24 protein-coding genes are annotated in these 22,489 nt (G+C 60.9%); 14 read left to right on the top strand and 10 right to left on the bottom strand.

What is annotated here, in order from left to right:
* The first annotated feature begins 126 nt into the window (after positions 1-126).
* Positions 127-894 (top strand): N-acetylmuramoyl-L-alanine amidase, encoded by a 768-nt coding sequence (locus LOY67_RS04440; protein WP_265066110.1) that lies wholly within the window; start codon positions 127-129, stop codon positions 892-894.
* Positions 895-938: 44 nt separating this feature from the next.
* Here LOY67_RS04440 and LOY67_RS04435 read toward each other — a convergent pair whose 3' ends face one another.
* From LOY67_RS04435 to LOY67_RS04420, 4 genes are all read right to left on the bottom strand, one after another.
* Positions 939-1,850, bottom strand: a complete 912-nt coding sequence (locus LOY67_RS04435) for an SDR family oxidoreductase (RefSeq protein ID WP_265066109.1) — start codon at positions 1,848-1,850, stop codon at positions 939-941.
* Between the two features lie 403 nt (positions 1,851-2,253).
* The gene (locus LOY67_RS04430) at positions 2,254-3,165 is read right to left on the bottom strand and encodes an alpha/beta fold hydrolase (RefSeq protein ID WP_265066108.1); all 912 of its coding nucleotides are present in this window, start codon (positions 3,163-3,165) and stop codon (positions 2,254-2,256) included.
* Positions 3,165-3,947 carry a class II aldolase/adducin family protein gene (locus LOY67_RS04425; protein ID WP_265066107.1) on the bottom strand — a complete coding sequence of 261 codons (783 nt, stop codon included), beginning with the start codon at positions 3,945-3,947 and terminating at the stop codon, positions 3,165-3,167. The genes LOY67_RS04430 and LOY67_RS04425 overlap by 1 nt, the downstream gene beginning before the upstream one ends.
* Positions 3,948-4,083: 136 nt before the next feature.
* On the bottom strand, positions 4,084-4,539 hold the full coding sequence (locus tag LOY67_RS04420) for a flavodoxin (protein ID WP_265066106.1): 456 nt from the start codon (positions 4,537-4,539) through the stop codon (positions 4,084-4,086).
* A gap of 155 nt (positions 4,540-4,694) precedes the next feature.
* On the opposite strand from LOY67_RS04420, the gene LOY67_RS04415 reads away from it, so the two are divergent.
* Both LOY67_RS04415 and LOY67_RS04410 read left to right on the top strand, forming a co-directional pair.
* Entirely contained in the window at positions 4,695-5,171 is a 477-nt protein-coding gene (locus tag LOY67_RS04415; RefSeq protein WP_265066105.1) for a PAS domain-containing protein, read from the top strand.
* A gap of 52 nt (positions 5,172-5,223) precedes the next feature.
* The gene (locus LOY67_RS04410) at positions 5,224-5,829 is read left to right on the top strand and encodes a hypothetical protein (RefSeq protein ID WP_265066104.1); all 606 of its coding nucleotides are present in this window, start codon (positions 5,224-5,226) and stop codon (positions 5,827-5,829) included.
* 61 nt (positions 5,830-5,890) lie between these two features.
* Here the strand turns inward: LOY67_RS04410 and LOY67_RS04405 are convergent, their stop codons facing one another.
* The gene (locus tag LOY67_RS04405) at positions 5,891-6,850 is read right to left on the bottom strand and encodes a MerR family transcriptional regulator (RefSeq protein WP_265066103.1); all 960 of its coding nucleotides are present in this window, start codon (positions 6,848-6,850) and stop codon (positions 5,891-5,893) included.
* Positions 6,851-7,086: 236 nt separating this feature from the next.
* On the opposite strand from LOY67_RS04405, the gene folM reads away from it, so the two are divergent.
* The 6 genes from folM (at position 7,087) to LOY67_RS04375 (ending at position 11,018) form a co-directional block, all read left to right on the top strand.
* On the top strand, positions 7,087-7,797 hold the full coding sequence (folM, locus tag LOY67_RS04400; RefSeq protein ID WP_265066102.1) for a dihydromonapterin reductase: 711 nt from the start codon (positions 7,087-7,089) through the stop codon (positions 7,795-7,797).
* 20 nt (positions 7,798-7,817) lie between these two features.
* A complete protein-coding gene (folE, locus tag LOY67_RS04395; protein ID WP_265066101.1) occupies positions 7,818-8,378 on the top strand; it encodes a GTP cyclohydrolase I FolE in 561 nt (186 codons plus the stop codon).
* On the top strand, positions 8,379-8,759 hold the full coding sequence (gene folX, locus LOY67_RS04390; RefSeq protein ID WP_265066100.1) for a dihydroneopterin triphosphate 2'-epimerase: 381 nt from the start codon (positions 8,379-8,381) through the stop codon (positions 8,757-8,759).
* A gap of 94 nt (positions 8,760-8,853) precedes the next feature.
* A complete protein-coding gene (locus LOY67_RS04385) occupies positions 8,854-9,150 on the top strand; it encodes a DUF1244 domain-containing protein (RefSeq protein ID WP_265066099.1) in 297 nt (98 codons plus the stop codon).
* Positions 9,143-9,481, top strand: coding sequence for a HopJ type III effector protein (locus LOY67_RS04380; protein WP_265066098.1), 339 nt, complete (start codon positions 9,143-9,145; stop codon positions 9,479-9,481). Before LOY67_RS04385 ends, LOY67_RS04380 begins: the two co-directional genes overlap by 8 nt.
* Positions 9,482-9,770: 289 nt before the next feature.
* Positions 9,771-11,018 (top strand): aspartate aminotransferase family protein, encoded by a 1,248-nt coding sequence (locus tag LOY67_RS04375; protein ID WP_265066097.1) that lies wholly within the window; start codon positions 9,771-9,773, stop codon positions 11,016-11,018.
* Between the two features lie 152 nt (positions 11,019-11,170).
* On the opposite strand, the gene trxB is transcribed toward LOY67_RS04375, so the two are convergent.
* Positions 11,171-12,133, bottom strand: a complete 963-nt coding sequence (gene trxB / locus LOY67_RS04370) for a thioredoxin-disulfide reductase (RefSeq protein WP_003205459.1) — start codon at positions 12,131-12,133, stop codon at positions 11,171-11,173.
* A 310-nt stretch (positions 12,134-12,443) separates the two neighbouring features.
* Here trxB and cysZ point away from each other — a divergent pair, with 310 nt between their 5' ends.
* Positions 12,444-13,199, top strand: a complete 756-nt coding sequence (cysZ, locus tag LOY67_RS04365; protein ID WP_265066096.1) for a sulfate transporter CysZ — start codon at positions 12,444-12,446, stop codon at positions 13,197-13,199.
* Between the two features lie 40 nt (positions 13,200-13,239).
* Positions 13,240-14,436, top strand: coding sequence for a glycosyltransferase family 4 protein (locus LOY67_RS04360; RefSeq protein WP_265066095.1), 1,197 nt, complete (start codon positions 13,240-13,242; stop codon positions 14,434-14,436).
* A 136-nt stretch (positions 14,437-14,572) separates the two neighbouring features.
* Here LOY67_RS04360 and LOY67_RS04355 read toward each other — a convergent pair whose 3' ends face one another.
* From LOY67_RS04355 to LOY67_RS04345, 3 genes are all read right to left on the bottom strand, one after another.
* Positions 14,573-15,676: an NADH:flavin oxidoreductase gene (locus LOY67_RS04355; protein ID WP_265066094.1), complete on the bottom strand. Its 1,104-nt coding sequence runs from the start codon at positions 15,674-15,676 to the stop codon at positions 14,573-14,575.
* Positions 15,677-15,960: 284 nt separating this feature from the next.
* Positions 15,961-16,443, bottom strand: a complete 483-nt coding sequence (locus LOY67_RS04350) for a glutathione peroxidase (protein ID WP_265066093.1) — start codon at positions 16,441-16,443, stop codon at positions 15,961-15,963.
* A gap of 93 nt (positions 16,444-16,536) precedes the next feature.
* Positions 16,537-17,022, bottom strand: a complete 486-nt coding sequence (locus tag LOY67_RS04345; protein WP_265066092.1) for an FKBP-type peptidyl-prolyl cis-trans isomerase — start codon at positions 17,020-17,022, stop codon at positions 16,537-16,539.
* On the opposite strand from LOY67_RS04345, the gene LOY67_RS04340 reads away from it, so the two are divergent.
* From LOY67_RS04340 to LOY67_RS04330, 3 genes are read left to right on the top strand one after another with little or no spacing between them, the layout of a single operon-like run.
* A complete protein-coding gene (locus LOY67_RS04340; protein WP_265066091.1) occupies positions 16,991-17,329 on the top strand; it encodes a DUF3565 domain-containing protein in 339 nt (112 codons plus the stop codon). The genes LOY67_RS04345 and LOY67_RS04340 overlap by 32 nt on opposite strands.
* Positions 17,330-17,389: 60 nt before the next feature.
* Positions 17,390-19,489, top strand: coding sequence for a phosphate acetyltransferase (gene pta / locus LOY67_RS04335; protein WP_265066090.1), 2,100 nt, complete (start codon positions 17,390-17,392; stop codon positions 19,487-19,489).
* On the top strand, positions 19,490-20,398 hold the full coding sequence (locus LOY67_RS04330; RefSeq protein ID WP_265066089.1) for an acyltransferase: 909 nt from the start codon (positions 19,490-19,492) through the stop codon (positions 20,396-20,398).
* A 179-nt stretch (positions 20,399-20,577) separates the two neighbouring features.
* On the opposite strand, the gene cysN is transcribed toward LOY67_RS04330, so the two are convergent.
* Positions 20,578-22,476, bottom strand: coding sequence for a sulfate adenylyltransferase subunit CysN (gene cysN / locus LOY67_RS04325; protein WP_265066088.1), 1,899 nt, complete (start codon positions 22,474-22,476; stop codon positions 20,578-20,580).
* Positions 22,477-22,489 lie beyond the last annotated feature (13 nt).

The raw sequence follows: 22,489 nt of genomic DNA, 5'->3' as shown, positions 1-22,489 counted from the left end.
ACAAACCAAACGCCAATTCCTACAAAGAACCAAGACCCTCACTACAGTCCAATTTAAAGTTCATTGCTAGCCTGAACTCAATCGAAGCCACTGCTTCGATCCCGTCAGTTATCAGTGAGCAATTTTATGTACCCAATAAACACTACTAGTTACCGCTCCAAAAAAGGCCACAACAACCGCGTTCGTTTTCTGGTATTTCATTACACCGCCGCCAACTTCTCATCTTCCGTCAACGCACTGACCGGCGCCTCAGTCAGCGCTCACTATCTGGTTCCGGACTTTTCCGACCCGAGCTATTTGAGCGCAGGTTTCAACGAACCGCAGATTTTCAATCTGGTGGACGAAAACAAGCGTGCCTGGCATGCGGGGGTAAGCAGTTGGGGCAATCGCAACAATTTGAATGACACGTCCATTGGAATCGAAATCGTCAACCTGGCCACTGATCACCAGGGAACATTCACCTTCCCGCCCTACCAGCCGCAACAAATCGAAGCAGTGGAACAATTGGCCCTCGATATACTCCGGCGTTATCCCGATATCAGCCCGGTCAACGTGGTGGCGCATTCGGACATCGCCGCCGGGCGCAAGAGTGATCCGGGGCCGATGTTTCCCTGGCATGCTTTATATTTGAAAGGCATCGGCGCGTGGTTCGACGACAATACACAGCAGGCCTTCATGCAGGCCTACCGATGCGCAGGTGTGCCTACACGGGAACATCTGCTGGGGCTGTTCAGGAAATATGGGTATGACACTACCGCGGCCACGACGGGTACGGGCTTTCAGCGCCTGGTACGCGCCTTTCAGTTGCACTTTCGTCCGGCGAAACATGACGGGGTAATGGACATCGAGACAGCGGCGAACCTGTCGGCCCTGGTGAAGAAATATTTTGCCTGAGCACGGTTATCGTCGGCCACGACAACCGGCCCAGGCAACAAGGGTTAAACGGCGTAACGTTGCATGTTCGCCATCATTTCCTTCAAGGCTTCCAGGTTGTCATTCGGATGCACCGCGTTGTCGAAATCGCAGATCTGTTGCCAATGTGCGGCAACGTCTTCGGGCGAGAAGCCCTTGCTCGGATCGAACCCGACGCCGAGGCTGCGCTCCCAGCGCACCTTGCCCATCCAGCCGCCGCCTACTTCGAACAACCCGGACGTTTCCTGGCAGGCTTCGCTGGCCAGGTACACCACCAGCGGGCTGACGAACTCGGGCTTGAGCTGTTCGAATACCTGCGGCGGCATCAAGCCTTCGGTCATGCGCGTGCCGCCGGTGGGGGCGATGGCGTTGACCAGGATGTTGTTCTTGCGGCCTTCGATGGCCAAGGTACGAGTCAGGCCGTAAAGGCCGAGCTTGGCCATGCCGTAGTTGGATTGGCCGAAGTTGCCGTAGATGCCGGACGTGGACGCAGTGAAGATCACCCGCCCATAATTTTGTTCACGCAGGTGCGGCCAGGCGGCACGGGTGACTTTGTAGGCGCCCTCGACGTGGACGCGGTAGACCAGGTCCCAATCGGCGTCGTCCATTTTGTGAAAGGTCTTGTCCCGCAGGATGCCGGCGTTGTTGACCACCACGTCGACCCGGCCAAACGCGTCGAGGGCGTTTTGCACGAGCTTGTCGCCATCGGTGACGGAATCGTGGTTCGCCTCGGCAATGCCGCCGGCTGCACGGATTTCAGCGACTACCCGATCCGCCGCCGAGGCATTGGCCCCTTCCCCCTGGGCCGAGCCGCCGAGGTCATTGACCAGCACCTTCGCGCCTTGCCTGGCGAAAAGCAGCGCATGGGCCCGCCCCAGCCCACCGCCGGCTCCCGTGACGATCACTACTTTATCTTCGAAGCGCACAGACTCACTCATGGGCAGAACTCCAGCAGGCCGAGGATTATAAAACCTGAGTGTCAGGCACGGGGCGGATGGTCACAATCAACACGGTTGAGAGTGAATGGTAGGCGATAAGGTGGAGGGATGATGCGAATAGGGTGGAAACGAGCCCTCTCGCGGAGGCGGCGGCACATTCAACATTGATGCAAGCTGACCCACCGCTATCGCGAGCAGGCTCGCTCCCACCGTTGATCCGGGGTGATGCAAATGTTGCGTTCACCTTGAACCCCAGTGGGAGCGAGCCTGCTCGCGATGACGGTGGATCAGTCGATGAAGATGCCGGATGGAAAATCGCCTTCGCGAGCAAGCCCGCTCCCACCGTTGATCCGGGGTGATGCAGATGCTGCGTTCACCTTGCCCCCCTATTGAGGACCGACGATCACAGGCATTTCACCCAGGCCTTGAGCTGCACCGGCGCCGCGATGTTTTCACGGAATTCCAGATAATGCTTGAGCACCTGCACCGGGGCTTCGGTCTGTGGGTAGTGACCAATGTCGGGCAGCAGCACCGTATCCGCATTCGGGATCAGGACCTCGTAACGCGCCACCATGTGCGCACCGGAAATCGGATCGAACGCGCCGTCGATCACCCGCAGCGGGACCTCACCGCGCTGCATCGCTTGCACCCAGCGGTCACGCTGTATGCGGCGCTCGGGGATGTAGCGGATGAGTTTGTGCATGATCCGTGGCCCGCCGTGGGTTTGCACCAGGCTCCAGTAGTCATCCAGTTCGCTTTCACTGGGTCCGCGCCAGGGACCAAAGATCTGCCGAAAATTCCTGGCCAGGTGCTCGCGTGAAAAAGCGCGGCCTATCAGCCAGCCCAGGGGGCTGAGCAACAATTTTTGCGCCAGCACCGGACGGTGGGTTTCAGGAAACAGGCCGCCATTGAGAAACGCACAACTGGCGACTTCAATACGTGCCTCGCAATGCCGGGCGATCAGTTCCTGGGCCACGCTGTCGCCATAATCATGGGCCAGGATGTGTACCGCTTGCCGCTCATCCAGATGCGCCAGCAATGCCTGCTGCAGATCCGCCTGCTCCAGCAGGCTGTAAACATGATCCGTCGGCTTGGCGGAGTCGCCGAAACCGAGCATGTCGCAGGCGATCACGCGGTAACGCTGTGCCAGCGGTTGCCACAGGTAATGCCAGTCCCAACTGGCAGTGGGGAAACCGTGGATCAACAACAGCGGCTCGCCATGCCCCGCCACCCAATACCGGATGGCGTGGCCTCGGAACAGGAATGTCTGTCCGTGCTGGCGCCAGACGCGCAGCGGAATCTGGACCATTGGCATCAGCTTTCGTAACCCGGGTTCTGTTGATCGAGCTTACGCAGCAATGCTGGCCAGGCCAGCGCACCGCCCATGCCCTGAGCGCTTTTGGTGACTCCGGCAATCATCGCCCGGGCACCGGCCAGTATGTTCGGCTCAATGGCTATCAGTTCGGCCCCACCGCTCTGCGCCATGACCTGTATGTCGCAGGCCCGCTGGAAGGTGAACATCATCAGGAAGGTATCGGCGATGGTGCCGCCGCATGTCAGCAATCCATGGTTATGCAGCATCAGGAAGCTGCTCTCCCCCAGGTCCGCCTGCAAGCGGGCCTTCTCTTCATGATTCAGGGCGACGCCTTCATAGGCGTGATAAGCGAGGCTCGACAGCACGAACAACGACTGCTGGCTGATCGGCAATACGCCCTGTTTCTGCGCCGATACCGCCACGCCGGCTGCGGTGTGGGTGTGCAACACGCAGGCGACATCGTCTCGTACTTCATGCACCGCACTGTGGATGGTGTAGCCGGCCGGATTGATCTCGTAGGGGCTGTCCATCAGCTTGTGGCCGGCCTGATCGACCTTGACCAGGCTCGAGGCGGTGATTTCATGAAACATCAACCCGAATGGGTTGATCAGGAAGTCCTCGGTGCCGGGAACCTTCGCAGAAATATGGGTGAAAATCAGGTCATCCCAGCCATGCAGCGCGACCAACCGGTAACAGGCCGCAAGATCGATACGGGTTTGCCATTCGGCGGCACTGACCTGATTCTTGATGCTGAGTGTCGATTGGATGGGCGCTACGCTCACGGCTCTGACCTCGGGCTTATAGTTATAGGTATATGCACAAGAGAATCAGTCTAGTCAGCTCTTAGTGGGACAGTAGTTGCCTTGGCAGCCAGCTTAATGGCCGAGCGGGTCATCCAGCGCGGGACCCGCCGTACCATCAACCACGCAACGCGTCGATCAACTCGCCTAGCCAGGGTTCGGCATCGGTTTCCGGGGTGACGCTTTCGCTGGCATCCAGGCGCAACATGGGCAACACCTCGCGCACGCCCAGCTCGGCAAACAACTCGCGCATCTGCTCGCCACCGCCGCAGAAGGTATCGCCATAACTGGCATCCCCCAGGCCGATCACCGCACCGGGCAGGCCGCGAAAGGACGCCGGCAGTTGATCGCGGATGGTCGAATACAGCGGCATCAGGTTGTCCGGCAGTTCCCCCATGCCTGTGGTGGATGTCACGGTCAACAAGGCCTGCGGGCCGAATGCCTGGATATCGGCCAGGGTTGCTCGCGGATTGTGCAAGGTTTCAAAGCCCGCATCACCGAGCAGCTTGGCGGCGTGCCGGGCGACTTCTTCAGCGGTGCCGTACACCGAGCCGGAAAGGATGGCGACTTTCATCGATCTGGTCCTGAATCTGAATAAAAGAGTGCGTGATAGTAACAGGCTGGCCGCAAGGCTACGCCTGACTCTCAATCAGCACTAATGGCCAGTGGACAGCTCGTCAGGTTCTTCTAAAATGCTGTATTTAATGGGGTTTCAAAAGGACGTGATCCGTGATCAACGCGCAACTGATGCAACTGGTGATAAATGCCTCCAATGACGGAATCGTCATCGCTGAAAAGGAAGGCGACGAAGACAATATCCTGATCTACGTGAACCCCGCATTCGAGCGGCTGACCGGTTATAACCGCGACGAAATCCTTTACCAGGATTGCCGCTTCCTGCAATCGGGCGATCGCGACCAGCCTTCCCTGGAGCAGATTCGCAAGACGCTGAAGCAGGGCGGTGCCTGCCGGGAAGTGCTTCGCAACTACCGCAAGGACGGCACACCGTTCTGGAATGAGCTGTCACTGTCCACGGTAAAAAACCAGGCGGATGGCCATACCTATTTCGTGGGCGTGCAGAAGGATGTGACCGCCCAGGTCAAGGCGCAACAGCGCGTCATCCAGCTGGAAAAGGAATTGGCCGAAGCCCGTGCCACGATTGCCCGCCTCGATGCGACGAACGGCGCAAACAAACCAGCGAATTAGTGGTCAGTCACTACAATCACCAGTGAAAACGCACAATCATTTCGAGCACACCATGCAGCGTGACGCCCTCCTGACCCAGGATGAGCTGGACTTCATCCGGACCATGCAACACATCCCGCAACTGAATGAGCGGGACGTGACCTCCAGCCTGCTGGTCAATGGTGGCTCGCAGATCCGTGATCTGCTGACGCGCCTGGCGGCAAATGAGCAGGTTACGCTGCAAGCCAACTTCGAAAACCAGCAGATGACCTTCCCGCTGCACCTTGTGGAAGATGAATTCCATGCGATGCACCTGCGCCTGGGTGTGCCGAGTATCTACGAGGACGGCCCCAAGGTACGCCCATGGCGCCTGAGCCTCGAAGAGCCGGTGGCACTGGAAAATGCCAAGGGCCAGCCAGGGCCTTTATGGGTCCATGAAGTGTCTTGCAAGGGTGTGCTGCTGGAAAACCGCAACCGTACCAAACCACCGAAGCAATTTATCCTGTGGTTCAGCCCGTCAGGCTACGAGAGGATTTCGTTGCGCGGCACCTTCGAACGGGAAACCGACCAAGGCTTGTATGCCTACCATTTGAACCAGAACGACCAGGACGAGACCGAGCGCTTGCGTCAGTACATCCTCCAGCAGCATCGCCTGTCCCACCCGGCCATGCATCTCTAGTGGCCTGTACGGTTAATTTGAGTGCACGAATTGGCCACATAGGCCACTACTAGTCATCAGCCTAGGTGTCCAGGTTACCTGCCAGCATCTGACGCAAGCGCTGACGCATCACTGTTCCGTCATTTCCCAGGCAGCCGATCGACGATCCCGCCAGGCTTTCCTGCATCAGGTCGGACACATCACCGGCCAGCATCAACGGGCAATCCAGGCTCATCGCCAATCTGTTCAGGCGCTTGGGCAACTCGGCGACCGGCGCATGGTTGGACACCAGCACCAATGCCAGAGGTTGAGTCTTCTGGCACACCAGGGTCAGCTCGTCGAATGGCTGGCCGACGGTCATCAACCTGATACCCACTTCCGCCTTCGATACATACAGCGCCGTCACCAGCAATTCCAACTCACGGCACTGGCCGGCAATGGCGCTGACCAGGACACGCCGCGACCGGTCCTCGCGTTTGAGCAAGAGTCGTTGTGAGACACGCGAGCGCAGGAATCCGTCGAAAAACAGCCATTCGCTGGTCTGTCCGAATTCCTGTTGACGTTGCAGCAGTTGGCGCCAGAGCGGCATCAGGATGCGCTGAAACACGATCGGCACCGCATAGCTGGAAAAAATCTGCCCATAGACGCGATCCAGCTCTACATCGTCAAAGTTGGCGACCGCGACCGCGACCTGGCGCTGCCATTGCGCATAATCGACTCTCACCAGATCCGATGAAATGAACATGGAAACCGGTTTCAATGACTCGGTCTTGCTCAGGATCTTGCTGATTTTACTGACAGCGACACCGCGTTCGATCCAGGCAAGGATGCTGCGGACCTTTTCGATATCGCCCAGGGAATACAGGCGATGACCGCTTTCGGTACGGGTAGGCTGGATCAGCCCGTAGCGACGCTCCCATGCGCGCAGGGTCACGGGATTCACCCCGGTAAGTCGCGAAACTTCGCGGATGGGAAACAGGTCTTCGCGTTCCAGGCCCCTTGATGCCTGGAAAACGAACTTATCGTCGGTGATCACGTTCATATTTTTTCAGACAGGTCAGACTGGCAAATTGGATCCCAGTTTACTCCCTCTTAGTCGTCTGATGACAAGAGCAAACTGATCCGATGTGCGAATTTGTTGTTTTTTGTAACAAGAAATATTCACAGACATGCCTGTCAGAGGGGCAACGGCCCAGCCCATTGGTTCAACCACTACAAATAGGTACATCCCCACGGTCACTGATATAGTTTCGCCTCTGCCGTGAACCGAGCCACTCCATGCCCAGTATCGACGCTCCTATCCTGCTCACCGGCGCAGCCCAGCGTGTCGGCCTGCATTGTGCCCGGCGATTGCTGGAAGAGGGTCATCCGGTGATCGTCACTTATCGCACCGAGCGTCCAGGTGTACAGACGCTCCGGGATCTGGGGGCGACCGCGCTGTTTGCCGATTTTTCCAACGAAGCCGGGATCCTGGCCTTTATCGAACAGCTCAAGCAGCACACCGACCGGTTGCGGGCCATCGTGCACAACGCCTCGGCGTGGCTGGTCGAAACACCGGGCGATGAATCGGCGGCCTTCAATGCCATGTTCGGCGTGCACATGCTGGCACCGTATCTGATCAACCTGCATTGCGCCGAACTGCTGCAGCGCTCAGCCCCTGCGGATATCGTGCATATCAGCGACGATGTAACCCGCAAGGGCAGCAGCAAGCACATCGCCTATTGCGCCACCAAGGCCGGACTGGACAGCCTGACCCTGTCGTTCGCGGCGAAGTTCGCACCGACCATCAAGGTCAACGGCATCGCGCCGGCCCTGCTACTGTTCAAAGCCGAAGACGACGCGACTTATCGCGCCAAGACCCTGGCCAAGTCGGCGTTAGGCATCGAACCCGGTAGCGAAGTCATCTACCAGAGCCTGCGGTATCTGCTGGACAACCCCTATGTCACCGGCACGACCCTGACCGTCAACGGCGGACGGCACGTCAAATAGCCTTGTTTCGAGGATCCACCATGGCGCTATCCCTGCCTCAGAATTACCGCGAGATCCTCATCGGCCTGGGTGAGGATCCGGAGCGCGAAGGTCTGCTGGACACCCCGGCCCGCGCTGCCAAGGCCATGCAGTACCTTTGCCACGGCTATGAGCAGAGCGTCGAGCAGATCGTCAACGGCGCCCTGTTCGACTCGGACAGCGACGAGATGGTGATCGTCGCCGACATCGAGCTCTACTCCCTGTGCGAACATCACTTGCTGCCCTTCATCGGCAAGGCCCATGTGGCTTATATTCCTACCGGCAAGGTCCTGGGACTGTCGAAGATCGCCCGGCTGGTGGACATGTTCGCCCGCCGCCTGCAGATCCAGGAAAGCCTCACCCGGCAGGTCGCCGAAGCGGTGCAACAGGTCACCCAGGCCGCCGGTGTCGCGGTGGTCATCGAGGCCCAGCACATGTGCATGATGATGCGCGGTGTCGAAAAACAGAACTCGACCATGAACACCTCGGTGATGCTCGGCGCTTTTCGCGAATCCAGCACCACCCGCCAGGAGTTCCTGCAATTGATTCGACGGAGCAAGTAAATGCCACAACTTCAGCCAGCCATGGCGCGTATCCGGGTCAAGGACCTGCGCCTGCGCACTTTCATCGGGATCAACGAGGATGAAATCCTCAACAAGCAGGATGTCCTGATCAACCTGACCATCCTCTACCCGGCACAGGAAGCGGTACGTGACAACGACATCGATCACGCGCTGAACTACCGCACCATCACCAAGGCGATCATCGCTCACGTGGAAGGCAATCGCTTCGCTCTGCTCGAACGCTTGACCCAGGAGTTGCTGGACCTGGTCATGACCAACGAGTCGGTGCAGTACGCCGAAGTCGAAGTCGACAAACCCCACGCCTTGCGGTTTGCCGAGTCGGTGTCGATTACTTTGGCGGCAAGCCGGGCGACTTCGTAGCCGCTACAAGCCTCACGCTGTAAGCTTCAAGCCTGACCCGCAATCCAACTTGCAGCTTGAAGCTCGCCCCTTGAAGCTGCTCGCAGAGACCACCATGAACGACCAACAACGCCTAGAACTCGAAGCCGCCGCTTTCCGGCGGCTGGTTGCCCACCTGGACAGCCGCAAGGATGTGCAGAACATCGACCTGATGAACCTCGCCGGCTTCTGCCGCAACTGCCTGTCCAAGTGGTACAAGGCGGCTGCCGATGAACGCCAGATCGACGTCAGCCTCGATGACGCCCGTGAAACGGTCTACGGCATGCCGTACGCCGAATGGAAAGCCCAATACCAGCAAGAAGCCAGCGCCGAACAACAAGCGGCGTTCGCCAAAGGAAAACCCGATGCCTGATCTGAACACCCTGCGCGACCGCCTCCAGAGCGGCGAACACGCTTTCGCCGATACCCTGGCCTTCATTGCCGATGGCTACGACTATCAGCCCCAGCCTTTCACCAACGGCAACGTGGAAAACGCTGCCGGGCAAAACGAAGGCTCCTGTAAGACCCTCGGCCTGGCGTTGCTCGAAGGCTTGAGCGACGAAGAAGCGCTGCTGGCGTTCGGCGAGCATTACCGCTCGGTGCTGAATACCCCCGACGGCAACGACCACGGCAATATCCGCGCTTTGATGGCTCATGGGCTGGCGGGTGTGAAGTTCGCGGTGCAGCCACTCAAACGCCGCTGATTCAAATTTCTTCGCACACAGCTTTTGTGGCGAGGGGATTTATCCCCGCTGGACTGCGAAGCAGGCCCAGAACTGCCGACTCAGGTGTGTCAGATTGATTGCGGTTGGCGCCAGGGGCTGCTTCGCAGCCCAACGGGGATAAATCCCCTCGCCACAGGTGCTTCGTTTCCCTTGGCATTGGTGCACATCCCGACTTTTAAGATTGACCCGGCAACTTTATTTCGTTTGCCGCACCCCTTCGCTCGCAGCTTGAATAGCGCACGCCTTCTTCCCTTGCGAGCCGTCCTTCATGAGCGAAACCATCAGCCAGTCGATTTCCATCGTGCACCCCGTCAGCCTCAGCCATGGCAGGAACGCCGAGGTCTGGGACACCGAGGGCAAGCGCTACATCGATTTCGTCGGCGGCATCGGCGTGTTGAACCTCGGCCACTGCCATCCGCGTGTCGTCGAGGCCATTCGCGAACAGGCCACCCGGCTGACCCATTACGCCTTCAACGCAGCCCCCCATGCACCTTACATCGAATTGATGGAGCGTCTGACAGCGTTTGTCCCGGTGGACTACCCCATCAGCGGCATGCTCACCAACAGCGGCGCGGAGGCGGCGGAAAACGCCTTGAAGATCGTGCGCGGGGCCACGGGCCGCACCGCCGTCATCGCCTTCGACGGCGGCTTCCACGGCCGAACCCTGGCCACGCTCAATCTCAACGGCAAGGTCGCCCCCTACAAACAGAAAATCGGCGTGCTGCCCGGGCCGGTCTATCACCTGCCCTACCCCAGCCAGGACAACGGCGTCACCTGCGCCGAAGCGCTCAAGGCCATGGAGCGGCTGTTCAGCGTCGAGATCGACGTGAACGACGTGGCCTGCTTCATCGTCGAACCGGTGCAGGGCGAAGCCGGTTTCCTGGCCTTGGACGTTGCCTTCGCCCAGGCCCTGCGGCAGTTCTGCAATGACAAGGGCATCGTGCTGATCGTCGATGAAATCCAGTCAGGCTTCGGGCGTACCGGCCAACGCTTTGCGTTCTCGCGACTGGGTATCGAGCCCGACCTGATCCTGCTGGGCAAGAGCATCGCCGGCGGCGTTCCGCTGGGGGCGGTGGTGGGGCGCAAGTCGTTGCTGGACAACCTGCCCAAGGGTGGATTGGGCGGCACCTATTCCGGCAATCCCATCGCCTGCGCCGCCGCACTGGCAACCCTGGAGGAAATGACCGACGCGCACCTGCAAGCCTGGGGCACGCAACAGGAAGAGGCGATTGTCAGCCGCTACGCATCATGGCGCCGCCGTGGACTGACACCGTTCCTGGGCCGCCTGACGGGCGTCGGTGCAATGCGCGGCATCGAACTGGCCCACGCCGACGGTACTCCGGCCTCGGCGCAGTTGACCCAGTTGCTGGCCCTGGCACGGGAAGCGGGTCTGCTGTTGATGCCCAGCGGCAAGTCGCGCCACATCATCCGCTTGCTGGCACCGTTGACGACCGAACCGGCGGTGTTGGAGGAAGGCCTGGATATTCTCGAGGCGTGCCTGGCGAAGCTGGGCTGAAGACAAATCGCAGATTTTCAGGACCACACAAAACACTGTGGGAGCGAGCCTGCTCGCGATAGCGGTGGGTCAGTCAGCATGATATTGACTGATCCACCGCTATCGCGAGCAAGCTCGCTCCCACAGGAGTTTCGCTTGCCCTCAGGCTGAAATCAGAACGAAGCGTTCTGCAAACCGTCCAGGTAACGCTCGGTGTCCAGGGCCGCCATGCAACCGGCGCCGGCCGAGGTGATGGCCTGGCGGTAGACGTGGTCGGCCACGTCACCGGCGGCGAAGATGCCTTCGACGCTGGTGGCGGTGGCGTTGCCGTCACGGCCGCCCTTGACTACCAGGTAGCCATCCTTCAATTCCAGCTGGCCTTCGAACAACGAGGTGTTCGGAGTGTGACCGATGGCGATGAACACGCCGTCGACCTTGATCTCGTCAAAGCTGCCGTCGTTGTTCTTCAGACGGGCACCGGTCACGCCCATGTTGTCGCCCAGCACTTCGTCCAGGGTCGCGTTGAGCTTGAGGATGATCTTGCCTTCGGCCACGCGGGCGTTGAGCTTGTCGATCAGGATTTTCTCGGCGCGGAAGGTTTCGCGACGGTGGATCAGGGTGACCGTGCTGGCGATGTTGGCCAGGTACAGGGCTTCCTCAACAGCGGTATTGCCGCCACCGACCACGGCCACCGGCTTGTTGCGGTAGAAGAAACCGTCGCAGGTGGCACAAGCGGAAACGCCCTTGCCCATGAAGGCCTCTTCCGACGGCAGGCCCAGGTAACGGGCGCTGGCACCGGTGGCGATGATCAGGGCGTCACAGGTGTAGGTCGCGCTGTCGCCAGTCAGGGTGTAAGGCTTGGCGGCGAAATCCACGGCATTGATATGGTCGAAAACGATTTCGGTCTCGAAGCGCTCGGCGTGTTCTTTCATGCGCTCCATCAAGGCCGGGCCGGTCAGGCCGTGGACATCGCCCGGCCAGTTGTCGACTTCGGTGGTGGTGGTCAGTTGACCGCCGGCCTGCATGCCGGTGATCAGCAGCGGCTTGAGGTTGGCGCGGGCCGCATAGACTGCGGCGCTGTAACCGGCTGGGCCGGAACCGAGAATAATCACTCGCGAATGACGGACTTCAGACATGACCTGCTCCTGTTGACCAGCCCTTGCGGGCCGGAACGCCGGGTGAGCGGCGGGAATAAAAAAGGACCGTTGACGCACTTGGGGAAGGCTTTGGTTCGACGGCCCTGTAAAAGAATGGGTGCAGCGTATCGAGGGAGCGAAGATTAAGGAAATACGGTTTAACAATCCAGCTCATAGGTGAGTTCTATACCGGGTCGACCCTTCGATAGAGCACCGTGTTCAATAAACCTTGTTATACGCCGTGTAGACGCTTTCCCGCGCCGGACAAAGCCGGTAAGGTCGGCGCGTTCATCTTCGCTCGGAGCTTCCCATGCCCGCCCCCGTCCTGTCCGGCCCGCAATACCTGCGAGAAGGCCTCAAGCTGGTCTTGAGTCCGGGCCTGCGCTTGTTCGTCCTGTTGCCGCTGGCAATCAACCTCGTGTTGTTCATCGGCCTGATCTACCTGGCCGGCCATCAATTCAGCCTGTGGGTCGACACGTTGATGCCGTCGCTGCCGGACTGGCTGGGTTTCCTCAGCTATGTCCTCTGGCCGCTGTTCGTGGTGCTGGTGGTGCTGATGGTGTTCTTTACCTTCACCATGCTCGCCAACATCATCGCCGCACCGTTCAACGGTTTTCTTGCAGAGAAAGTCGAAGTGGTGGTCCGTGGCACCGATGACTTCCCAGCCTTCAGCTGGGGCGAACTGGTCGCCATGATCCCGCGCACCCTGGCCCGGGAAGCACGCAAGCTCGGCTACTTCCTGCCCCGCGCCCTGGGACTGTTCGTACTGTCGTTCATTCCCGTGGTCAATCTGGTGGCCGCGCCGCTGTGGCTGCTGTTCGGCGTGTGGATGATGGCGATCCAATACATCGACTACCCGGCGGACAACCACAAGCTGGGCTGGAACGAGATGCTCGCCTGGCTGCGGCAGAAGCGCTGGCAGAGCCTGGGCTTTGGCGGCAGCGTGTACCTGGCGCTGCTGATCCCCGTGGTCAACATCCTGATGATGCCGGCGGCGGTGGCCGGGGCGACGCTGTTCTGGGTGCGCGAGCAGGGTGCCGAGACGGCTTTGGCCCGCCAGGGCTGAACCGGTCACAAATCCATCATCCAGGCGTAACACTGGCGAAATGGCCCCGGTCGACACTGGGGTCATGAGCACACATCTGCATATCACCCTCATCACTGAAACCTTCCCGCCGGAAATCAATGGCGTGGCCAATACCCTGGGCCGCCTGCACGACGGCCTGCGTGCCCGGGGGCACAGGGTGGAGCTGGTGCGTCCGCAACAGGCCGCAGATCAACGCCAGGCCAGTGACGAGTTGCTGCTGTGCCGGGGCTGGCCGTTGCCGGGGTATCCGGGGTTGCAATGGGGCCAGGTGTCGATGCACAAGCTGCTGCGGCGCTGGAAACGCCAGCGGCCCGACGTGCTGTACATCGCCACCGAAGGGCCGCTGGGTTTATCGGCGCTGCGGGCGGCGCGGCGCCTGGGAATCTCGGTGGTCAGTGGCTTCCACACCAATTTCCAGCAATACACCCGACAGTACGGACTCGGGTTGCTGAGCCGCGCACTTACCCATTACCTGCGCTGGTTTCACAACCGTTCCAACCTGACCCTGGTGCCCAGTCTCAGCCAGCAATTGGAATTGGAACGACGGCACTTCGAGCGCGTCATGCTGTTGTCCCGCGGGGTGGACAGCCAGTTGTTCCATCCGGTCAAGCGCTCGGTCACCCTGCGGGAAACCTGGGGCCTGGGCGACGACGATATTGCCGTGATCCACGTCGGACGCCTGGCGCCGGAGAAGAACCTGGGATTGCTCAAGCGTTGTTTCGACACGCTAAGCAGTGCACTCCCGGAGCGGCGGATGAAGCTGGTGGTGATCGGCGACGGCCCGCAACGCTCCGCCCTGGAACAGACGCTGCCCGACGCAATCTTTTGTGGTACCCAGCGTGGCGAGGCACTGGCCAGTCACTATGCCAGCGGGGATGTGTTCGTCTTTCCGAGCCTGACCGAAACCTTCGGCAATGTCGTGCTGGAGGCCCTGGCGTCGGGCTTGGGCGTGGTGGCCTACGACCAGGCTGCCGCGGCACAGCACATCCGCCATGGCTACAACGGCGTGCTGGCGATGCCGGGGGATGAAGAGGCGTTCTGCGATTCGGCCCGCTGGCTGCTGGAGGAGCCCGAGGCGTTACGTTGCGTGCGGCTCAATGCCCGCCAGCATGCCAGTCGCCAGGGTTGGGCGTCAGTGATCGAGCAGTTCGAGGCGCAGTTGCGGGGGGCTTGTGTGGGTGAGCAGGTGATGCCGGCTGCGTCGACCATACGTTGAGTTTTTCGGCGATATGCAGATCGCTATCGCGAACAGGCTCGCTCCCACAGGGGATCTCGGTCGAGCGCGGTATTGGCGTTCGCAGAGGATCGAATGTGGGAGCGAGCCTGCTCGCGATGGCGTCGGTACAGGCGACTTAAACCAGCGTCATCAACGCCTCGCGGCTGAACGGCAGAATCTCCTGCTCCCGACCTTCACGCACTTTCTGCGCCCAGTCCGGATCCACCAGCAGCGCACGCCCTACCGCCACCAGGTCGAATTCATCATTGTTCAGGCGCTCCAGGAGCTTCTCCAGGCTGGCCGGCTGCGCGACCTTGTCGGTATTGACCATGAACTGCAGGAACTCGCCATCCAGGCCGACGCTGCCGACGGTAATGGTCGGCTTGCCGGTCAGCTTGCGGGTCCAGCCGGCTAGGTTCAGCTCGGAGCCGTCGAACTCCGGCTCCCAGAAGCGACGTGTCGAGCAGTGGAAAATATCCACGCCAGCCTCGGACAGTGGCTTGAGGAATTCGCCCAGGGCTTCAGGGGTCTGCACCAGGCGCGCGGTGTAATCCTGCTGTTTCCACTGGGAGAACCGGAAGATGATCGGGAATCCTTCGCCCACGGCTGCACGCACGGCGCGGATCAACTCGATGGCGAAGCGCGAACGGTTGGCCAGGCTGCCACCGTAGCCGTCGGTGCGCTGGTTGCTGCCTTCCCAGAAGAACTGGTCAATCAGATAGCCATGGGCGCCATGGATTTCGACGCCGTCCATGCCAATGTCTTTGGCATCTTTTGCCGCCTGGGCAAAGGCTGCGATGACTTCATCGATGTCTGCCTGGGTCATGCCATGGACCACCACCTGGCCGTCCTTGAGTTTTTCGGTCGGACCATAGCCCGGCACGCTGGCATCCGGCTCGGTCCCGGCGCGGCGCACGCTGCCCACATGCCACAACTGCGGAACGATCTTGCCACCTTCGGCGTGCACCGCATCGACCACCTGCTTCCAGCCGGCCAACGCGGCATCACCGTAGAAGTGCGGCACGTTCGGATACCCGTTGGAAGCCTTGTGCCCGACCGTCGTGCCTTCGGTGACGATCAGGCCAACCCCGGCCGCTGCGCGACGACGGTAATATTCGATGACCTTGGCATTCGGCACACCGCCCGGCGAAAAGGAACGGGTCATCGGCGCCATCACCACCCGGGTCGACAGCTCGAACGCGCCGAGTTGGAAGGGTTTGAACAGGGCTTTTACAGGCATGGGGCACTCCACGGACAGGGTCGCAGGTCGGATATGACGAGGATAATATGTGCCGTGGGCGGGGCTGGGTAGCACTATTGATTGGAGTGATTAAGGATCAAAAGGGAACGGGGCTCATCCAGCTGAGAAGTTGGCTAAACCTGTGGCGAGGGGATTTATCCCCGCTGGGTTGCGAAGCAGCCCTAGAATCTGACACCTCGGAATGTCTGTCTGATCAGGTTGCTTGCTCTTGGGGTTGCTGTGCAACCCAGCGGGGATAAATCCCCTCGCCACAATGGGAAGGCTCAGCCCAGCGCTTTCTCAATCGCCTGGATCACGGCCGGATCATCCGGCGCTGTCCGCGGCGAGAAACGCGCCAGCACCCGGCCGTCCTTGCCGAGCAGGAATTTCTCGAAGTTCCAGGTGATGTCCCCAGGGAACTCGGCCCCCTCGCCCGCCAGCAGGCGGTAGAGCTGATGGCGGTCATGGCCGTTTACTTCCAGCTTGCTGGACAGCGGAAACGTTACGCCATAGTTGTTGCTGCAGAACGCCTGGATGTCCTGCTCGGTGCCCGGCTCTTGCCCGGCAAACTGATTGCAAGGCAGGCCCAGGATGCTGAAGCCCCTGGACTTGTACTGCTGATAGAGATTTTCCAGCGCAGCGTACTGAGGCGTCAGGCCACATTTGGAGGCGACGTTGACCACCAGCACGACTTGCCCCTTGAACGGCGCCAGAGGAAGCTCCTGACCATCCAGGGCTTTCAGTTTAAGGTCGTGAAAAGCACTCATGACGAACTCCAGGTTTGCGGATCTTCGAAACAGCCGTGACCAAAAAAGGCGCCCATGGCGCCTTTCCGGTTCACTTCAGCGTAGCGCAGAAAATCAGTGGTGATGACCACCTTCACCATGGACGTGACCATGGGCAACTTCTTCCTGGCTGGCGTCGCGGATGTCGACAATCTTGACCTGGAAGTTAAGGCGCTGGCCGGCCAACGGGTGGTTGCCGTCGACGGTGACGTCATCGCCGTCCAGGTCGCGGATGGTGACGATCTGCATCTGGCCATCCGGCGCCGACGCGTGGAACTGCATGCCCACTTCCAGCTCGTCCACGCCTTCGAACATGCTGCGGCTCAGGGTGCTGACCAGTTCGGCAGAGTACTCGCCGTAGGCGTCTTCCGGTTCAACGGTCACGTTCAGCTCGTCACCGGTGGTTTTGCCTTCCAGGGCTTTTTCCAGGCCCTGGATGATGTTGCCTGCGCCATGCAGGTAGACCAGCGGAGCGCCGCCGGCAGAGCTGTCGATGACCTCACCAGCGTCGTTGGTCAGGGTATAGTCGATGGAGACAGCCTTATTGGCGGCGATCAGCATGGGGCGAGACCTTTTGCATAAGAATGAAGAACGGACAAGTCTAAACAAGGATTTGCCCGAAAGCGAACGGAACCCTGACAAACGGGCTTGCGCGCCCAGACCGACGGTCACCGGTTTCCACCAGGATGAGGACGGCCACTGGGTGGCCGAGCTGTCCTGTGGGCATACCCAGCACCTGCGCCACCAGCCCCCCTGGCAATCCCGGGCGTGGGTGCTGGATCCCACGCAACGTATTGAAAAAATAGGCCAGCCCTTTGATTGCGGCTGGTGTGCTCAGGCGCCGGTTAGCGATAATCTTGGTGACTGAATTGACGGTAGACGGCTATACATGGGCCTCGCCTTTGCCATGCTCCCTTAGAGAATCCGCATGCAAACTTTTTTTATCGCGCCCACCGATTTTGGTGTGGGCCTGACCTCCATCAGCCTCGGGCTGGTGCGCACCCTTGAACGGGCCGGGCTGAAGGTCGGTTTTTTCAAACCCATCGCCCAGCCGCATCCCGGCGACACCGGCCCGGAACGTTCCACCGAACTGGTGGCTCGCACCCACGGCCTCAAGCCACCACAGCCGCTGGGCCTGGCTCATGTCGAGCGCATGCTCGGCGACGGCCAGCTCGATGAGTTGCTGGAAGAAATCATCACCCTTTACCAGCAGGCGGCCATCGGCAAGGACGTCCTGGTAGTCGAAGGCATGGTCCCGACCCGCAACGCCAGTTACGCCGCACGGGTCAACTTGCACCTGGCCAAGAGCCTGGATGCCGAGGTGATCCTGGTGTCGGCGCCGGAAAACGAAGTGCTGACCGAACTTTCCGGGCGTGTGGAGTTGCAGGCGCAACTGTTCGGCGGGCCGAAAGATCCGAAGGTTCTCGGCGTGATCCTGAACAAGGTCCGCACTGACGAAAGCATGGAGGCGTTTTCGGCCCGGCTCAAGGAGCACTCGCCCTTGCTGCGCAGCGGTGACTTCCGCCTGCTGGGCTGCATTCCATTCCGTCCCGAACTCAACGCCCCGCGCACCCGCGACGTGGCCGACCTGATGGGCGCCCAGGTGCTCAACGCCGGTGATTACGAAAGCCGGCGCATGAGCAACATCATCATTTGCGCCCGCACCATGCGCAACACCGTGGAACTGCTCAAGCCCGGCGTGCTGGTGGTGACCCCCGGCGATCGCGACGACATCATCCTCGCGGTGAGCCTGGCCGCCATCAACGGCGTGCCGCTGGCCGGCCTGCTGCTGACCAGCGATACCCTGCCCGACCCACGCATCATGGAGCTGTGCCGAGGCGCCCTGCAGGCGGGCCTGCCGGTGCTGTCGGTGAGCACGGGCTCCTATGACACCGCCAACCTGCTCAACGGCCTGAACAAGGAAATCCCGATCGACGACCGCGAACGCGCGGAGATCATCACCGATTTCGTCGCCAGCCACCTCGACGCCCAGTGGCTGCACCAGCGCTGCGGCACGCCGCGGGAGATGCGCCTGTCGCCGGCGGTGTTCCGCTATCAGTTGATCCAGCGCGCCCAAGCCGCCAACAAGCGCGTTGTGTTGCCGGAAGGCAGCGAACCGCTGACCGTCCAGGCCGCCGCCATTTGCCAGGCCCGTGGCATCGCCCGCTGCGTGTTGCTGGCCAAACCGGCCGACGTCGAAGCAGTGGCCCGCGCCCAGGGCATCGAACTGCCGCCGGGGTTGGAGATTCTCGACCCGGATTCGATCCGCGAGCGTTACGTCGAGCCGATGGTGCGGCTGCGCAAAAGCAAAAGCCTGAACGCGCCGATGGCCGAGCAGCAACTGGAAGACACCGTGGTGATCGGCACCATGATGCTGGCGCTGGATGAAGTGGATGGGCTGGTCTCCGGCGTCATCCACTCCACCGCCAACACCATCCGCCCGGCCTTGCAATTGATCAAGACCGCTCCGGGCTGCTCCCTGGTGTCCTCGGTGTTCTTCATGCTGTTCCCCGAAGAAGTGCTGGTCTACGGCGACTGCGTGATGAACCCGCACCCCAGCGCTGCGGAGCTGGCGGAGATCGCCCTGCAAAGCGCCGACTCGGCCGCTGCGTTCGGCATTACGCCACGGGTGGCGATGCTCAGCTATTCCAGCGGCGAATCGGCCAGTGGCGAAGACGTGGAGAAAGTCCGCGAAGCCACCCTGTTGGCCCACGAGGCGCAGCATGGCTTGCTGATCGACGGCCCGCTGCAGTACGACGCCGCCGCCAACGAAACCGTGGCGCGACAACTGGCGCCCAACAGTCAGGTGGCCGGTCGGGCGACGGTGTTCATCTTCCCGGACCTGAACACCGGTAACACCACCCACAAGGCCGTCCAGCGCAGTGCCGATTGCGTCAGCCTCGGGCCGATGCTCCAGGGCCTGCGCAAACCGGTGAACGACTTGCCTCGCGGCGCCCAGGTCGATGACATCGTGTACACCATCGCCCTTACTGCGATCCAAGCCGCCAACCGACCCATGGACATTTAAATGCTGGATTTCCTGCCTGCCCCGCTGCGAGGCGTCATCGCCTCGCTGCTGTTGGCGCTCAATACTGTTGTCTGCTGCACGCCACTGTTCATCGTGGCGATCTTCAAGCTCTTGCTGCCCTTCCCCGCCGCCCAGCGCTTCACCGACTGGCTGATGAGCCATATCCATGAAGCCTGGATCAGCAACAACAAGGCCTGGATGAACCTGCTGCGCCGCACCCGCTGGCACCTCAGCGGCCTGGAGGGCCTGGACTACCAGCACTCGTACCTGATCACCAGCAACCACCAGAGCTGGGTCGACATCATGGTGTTGCAGTACGTGCTGAACCGGCGCATCCGTCCGCTGAAGTTCTTTCTCAAGCAGGAACTGATCTGGGTGCCGGTGATCGGCCTGGCCTGGTGGGCGCTGGGGTTCCCGTTCATGAAGCGCTACTCCAAGGCCTATCTGGAGAAACACCCGGAAAAGAAAGGCAAGGACCTGGAAACCACCCGCAAGACCTGCGCGAAGTTTCGCAACAATCCGGTGGGCATTTTCAATTTCGCCGAAGGCACGCGCTTCACCGAAGGCAAACATGCCCAGCAGCAGTCACCGTTTCGCTACCTGCTCAAGCCCAAGGCCGGCGGCATCGCGTTCGTGCTGGATGCCATGGGCGAGCAACTGGAATCGATCATCAACGTGACCATCCACTATCCAGGCGGTCGTCCGGGGTATTGGGATTTGCTCTGCGGCAAGGTTGCAGAAGTGGTGGTGCATTTCCAGGAGCTGCCGATCCCGCCGCAGTTCGTCGGCAAGAACTACGACCAGGACGGCGCCTATCGCCTGGAGTTCCAGGGCTGGATCAACCAGTTGTGGCAGGACAAGGATGCGCTGCTGGAGCAGATGCACCGCGAGTATCCAACGCGCCGCTGATCCCTTGTGGGAGCGAGCCTGCTCCGGGCGGCGATCCGACGATGGCGGTGCATTAGCTTGCAAAGATGGAGACTGACCCACCGCCATCGCGAGCAGGCTCGCTCCCACAGTTGGATTCAGGCAATGAAAAAGCCCGCCGATGATCACTCATCGGCGGGCTTTTCATTTGCCGCAAGCGCTTAGATCGCGCCGCGACTGCGCAGCAGATCCAGCACCTGCTTGACGCTCTCTTCCAGTGTCAGCGACTGGGTGTCGATCACCAGGTCGGCATCCAGCGGCACGTCATACGGGAAGGATTCGCCCGGGATGTTGTCGCCGGCGGCGGCGTACAACCCTTGCGGATCACGTTGGGCGCACACCGTCGGCGAGGCCTGGACGTAGACCGTCAGCAGGCGCTCCTTGCCGATCAGGTCCTTGGCCTGCAAACGCCCTTCGGCGCTCGGCGCAACGAATGCCGCCAGGGTCAACAGACCGGCTTCGTTGAACTGACGGGCAACGTGCGCCGCACGGCGCCAATTCTCGGTGCGCCCGGCACGGTCCTGTGGCAGCCCCTTGTTCAGGTCATGGCGCAGGTTCTGCCCGTCGAGCACGAAGACCGCACGGCCCATGTCGAACAGCTTGCGCTCCACGGCGTAGGCCAATGTGCTCTTGCCAGCGCCCGAGAGGCCGCTGAACAGGACGGTGGCCGGCTGCTGGCCGAAGCGCTGGGTGCGTTCTTCCACCGACACATGGGCGAGCTTGCCGTGGTGCGTGCTGCTGCCGTGGGCCAGCGGCTGGGCGACGATCATGCCGGCGCCGACGGTGCCGTTGGTCAGGCGATCGATAACGATGAACGCGCCGGTGGTGCGGTTGCTCTCGTAACCGTCCAGGGCGATCGGCGCATCCAGGGCAATCTTCACCTTGCCGATTTCGTTGAGCTGCAACGCACTGGCCGGGCCCTCTTCGAGGGTGTTCACGTCGACCCGGTTGACGATGCTGGCAATCGAACCCGGTACGTAGCTGGTCGCACGTTTGATGTCGTATTTCTTGCCCGGCAGCATCGGCTCTTCGGCCATCCACACCAGCATCGCTTCGAAGCTGTCGGTGACCGGCGGCACGTTGTCGGCATGCACCAACAGGTCGCCCCGGGAGATGTCGATCTCGTCTTCCATGGTCAGCGTCACGGCCTGGCCTGGCCCGGCCTGTTCCAGCTCACCTTCGAAGGTGACGATGGATTTGACGCGGCTGCTCTTGCCCGACGGCAGCACCACCACTTCGTCGCCCTTGTGCACGATGCCGCTGGCGAGGGTGCCGGCGAAACCGCGGAAGTTCAGGTTCGGACGGTTGACGTACTGCACCGGGAAGCGCAGGTCGGTGAAGTTGCGATCGCCCGCCACTTCCACGGTCTCGAGGATTTCCATCAGCGACTGGCCGGTGTACCACGGCGAGCGCTCGGACTTGTTCACCACGTTGTCGCCCTTGAGGGCGGACATCGGCACGAAGTGCATGCTCGAAGGCTTCATCTTCAAGCCCTCGGCGAACTTCAGGTAGTCGGCCTTGATCGACTCGAACACGCCCTGGTCGAAGTCCTTGAGGTCCATCTTGTTGATGGCCACGACGATGTGCTTGATGCCCAGCAACGAGGCAATGAAGCTGTGGCGACGGGTCTGGGTCTGCACGCCGTAGCGGGCGTCCACCAGGATGATCGCCAGGTCACAGGTGGAAGCACCGGTGGCCATGTTGCGGGTGTACTGCTCATGGCCGGGGGTGTCGGCGATGATGAACTTGCGCTTGGCGGTGGAGAAATAGCGGTACGCGACATCGATGGTGATGCCCTGCTCGCGCTCGGCCTGCAGGCCGTCGACCAGCAACGCCAGGTCGATGTCGTCACCGGTGGTGCCGACTTTCTTCGAATCGCGGGTGATGGCTTCCAGGTGATCTTCGTAGATCATCTTGGAGTCGTGCAGCAGGCGCCCGATCAGGGTGCTCTTGCCGTCGTCGACGTTACCGCAGGTCAAAAAGCGCAACAGCTCCTTGCGCTCGTGCTGGCCCAGGTAGGCGAGGATGTCCTCGCTGATCAAATCAGATTGATGCGACATGCTTAGACCCTAA

It is taken from the genome of Pseudomonas sp. B21-056 (assembly GCF_026016325.1).
GTDB lineage: Bacteria > Pseudomonadota > Gammaproteobacteria > Pseudomonadales > Pseudomonadaceae > Aquipseudomonas.
This window is presented reverse-complemented; position numbering and strand designations above follow the sequence as displayed.